Raw genomic sequence first — 324 nt, forward strand, 5'->3', positions numbered from 1 at the left:
CCGTGGCGCTATAGGTGAGCGTGTCACCATCAATGTCCTTGAAGAAATCGCTCACATCAAGCGAGGTGATGGCGTCAGCATCATCATTTGCCTGATCGACAATCGTACCAACGGCCTCTGGCGCGTCATTAACAGGATCAACCGTGATGGTAAGATTGGCAGTATCCGTGCCACCTTCCCCATCGCTGATCGTATAGGTGATCGTCGGAACCGTGCCGTTCCAGTTTTCGTCCGGCGTAAACGTGTAGGCACCGGTGCTGTCGAGCGTAAACGTGCCAACATTCTCAATTATGGCATTGTCGCCAGCGCTGTAGGTGGTTCCAT

Annotated in this window: 1 protein-coding gene; it reads right to left on the reverse strand. The window is 53.4% G+C overall.

Going from position 1 to position 324, the window contains the following annotated elements:
- Positions 1–324, reverse strand: a 324-nt coding sequence (locus tag QSJ70_RS27485) for a cadherin-like domain-containing protein (RefSeq protein WP_285541389.1), incomplete at both ends; no start/stop codon positions are given.

It is taken from the genome of Brucella sp. NBRC 12950 (assembly GCF_030268145.1).
GTDB lineage: Bacteria > Pseudomonadota > Alphaproteobacteria > Rhizobiales > Rhizobiaceae > Brucella.